Annotated in this window: 1 protein-coding gene; it reads right to left on the bottom strand. The window is 68.6% G+C overall.

Going from position 1 to position 2,597, the window contains the following annotated elements:
- Nucleotides 1–2,597, bottom strand: a 2,597-nt coding sequence (locus AC54AF_RS26965; RefSeq protein ID WP_496639039.1) for an autotransporter domain-containing protein, incomplete at both ends; no start/stop codon positions are given.

The raw sequence follows: 2,597 nt of genomic DNA, 5'->3' as shown, positions 1-2,597 counted from the left end.
TACCTGAGCGGCATGGCGATGCCGAACATCACCGACTGGGTGCGTCCGCTATCGATGTTCAGATTGCTGTTGTAGTCCAAGGTGATGGTCATGCCATTCGACAGCAGCAGTTTCACGCCCAGCCCAGCCGTCCAGTTGCCCGTCTGCTGCGGCACCGTGCGGATCACGTACACGGGGCCGTCGGCCACCAGGTCGGCATATGCCAGGCGCGCATCGTCGGCGCCCTGGAACTGGTGCCGGTACTCGAGCCGCGCGCGCGGGAACCACGTGCCCAGGCCGCCCACATAGATGCCCTCGGCACGCACGCCCAGCGCGCCGATGCGCGAACGCACCGTCTGCTTGAAGTAGCTCAGCGCGTTGATGCCCGCCGCCTTCTCCGTGTACGGATCGAGCCTGGCCGACATCAGTTCCACGCGGCCATACGGCGACCACATCCAGGTCTCATGGCGCATCTCCATGCCGCCCACCAGCGCGCCGAACACCTGCTTACCGTCCCGCTCGCCCGTGGCGAAACCGCTGCCATCGGACAGGTAGCGCGACGCGTCGTATTGCAAGGTACCGTAGCCGAACACGCCGTCAAGGAAGACGCCCTTGCTCGGACGCAGGCTGCCATACACGGCCGCCACGGCGCTGTCGGCCGTGCTGCGGCTGCCGTGCTGCCCCACGTCGCTGCGGTCATGGCTGAAGCCGGCGCCCACGCCCAGGGTCGCCAGGTCGCTCAGGCGGTAATCGCCGCCCACGCTCACGCCATTGGTGCGGAAACGGAAGCCCGTCTCGCGGCCATTCACATAGTGCTGGCCGAAGTCCACCGCGCCACCGAGCCACAGCGACAAGGCCTGCTTCTGCGCGTCCGGCTTTTGCGGCATGTCCGGCAAGCCATTCGTCGCCTGGCTGACATCCGCCTGCTGCCGCTCGCTGCTGAAACCAGTGTCAGGCTGGCGCAACGCCGCCTTGCGCATGAACGGTTTCACTGCCGTGCCGAACACGCGGTCCGCTTCGTCCGCCTGCCAGCGCGCCAGCGCCGCCGTCGGGTTGCCGCTGTCGTTCGGCGGCGTCAGGCTCAGGCCAAAGCTCGACCTTCCCCAGCCGTCGCCATGCAGGCTTTCCAGGCGCTGCGTGAAGTTCGACAGCTGCGCGCTGGCGAAGCGCCGCGCCGCATCGGCTTGCGCCGCCTGCAGGCCGATCACTTCCGGATCGACCGACGGGTCGCGCCGCGCCGTCACCGTCACGTTGACCAGGCCCGGTTTCGAGGTGGCATACGCATTGCTCAGGGTGTAGCTGACGACGGCTGCGCCGGCAAACTTGCCCGAGGCCGCAAAGCTCAGCTGGTACGACGGCTTGCCAGCCGTGCCCACGTCGCGCACCACCGCCTTGCCCGCCTCCGCCGGCGCTACGCTCAGTACATTGGCCGCCGTGAACAGGCCGCCCGTGGCGCCCGCCGTCAGGTCAACATTGGCCGTCAGGCCGGCCACCACCGTCACGCTCTGGCTCGTCACCTGCGGCATCGGATTGACGGCAATCGTCGACGTCACCGGCGCCGAGGTGCCGAACACGTTCGACACGGTGTAGCCGATGCTGACGTCGCCGCTGGTGTTGATGCCTGGCGTGTAGACGATGTCCATGCCATTGACGACGGCCGTGCCGCTGGCCGGTTGCGCGGTAATCGCCACCGCCGTGAACGGGCCACCGGTGGCGCCCTGCGTCACGTTCAACGTCACCGGCGTGCCGGCCAGTACCGTCGCCGTCTTGGCGACAGGCACGGGCACCGGCTGCGGCGCCACCGTCACGCTGACCGTGGCCGGCGCGGACGTGCCGCCAGGGCCCGTCGCCGTGTAGCTGAAGGCGTCCGGACCAAAATAGTTGGCATTCGGCACATACGTCACCTTGAAGCTCGCGCCCACGGCGCGCGCCATGCGTGCCGAGGCACCGCTCGACACCACCGTGACCGTCCCGTGCTGCGGCGGCGTGACGATGGTCACGCCCGTGATCGGGCTGCCATCGGTGGAGGCAATCGTCAGGCTCACTTCCTGGTTGGCCGAGGTGGTCGCCGTTTCATTCGGCACCGGTGGCGGCGCCTGGTTCACCTGCAGGGTCAACGCCAGCTGCACCGTGAACTGGTGCGCGTCCGCCGCGCTGATGGTAAATGCGAAACTGCCAAACGCGCTCGGTGTGCCGCTCAATACGCCGCTGGCCGCATCGAGCACCAGGCCGGCAGGCAAGGCGCCGCTACTCAGCGAATACGCGTACGGCGCGACGCCACCGGCCGCCGTGAAGGTCTGGCTATACGCGTCGCCGGCGCGGATGGGCGCCAGGCTGGCCGGCGTCAGGCTCAGAGCTGGCGCGGCGACGGCCAGGGTATAGCTGTTGGTGGCGCTGAACGGCGCGCCCACGCCCGTGCTGCTGTCCGTGACCTTGATGCTGAACGGGAAACTGCCCGCCACGTTCGTCGTGCCGGACAGCACGCCGGTGGAGGCGTTCAGGCTCAGGCCAGCGGGCAAGGCGCCAATCACGGCATAACTGTACGGCGCAGTGCCGCCCGCCGCCGTCAGGGTCGCAGTGTAGGCCGCTTCCGCCGTCGGATTGGGCAAGCTGGCCGG

The sequence above is a fragment of the Janthinobacterium sp. JF4 genome, assembly GCF_059617925.1.
This window is presented reverse-complemented; position numbering and strand designations above follow the sequence as displayed.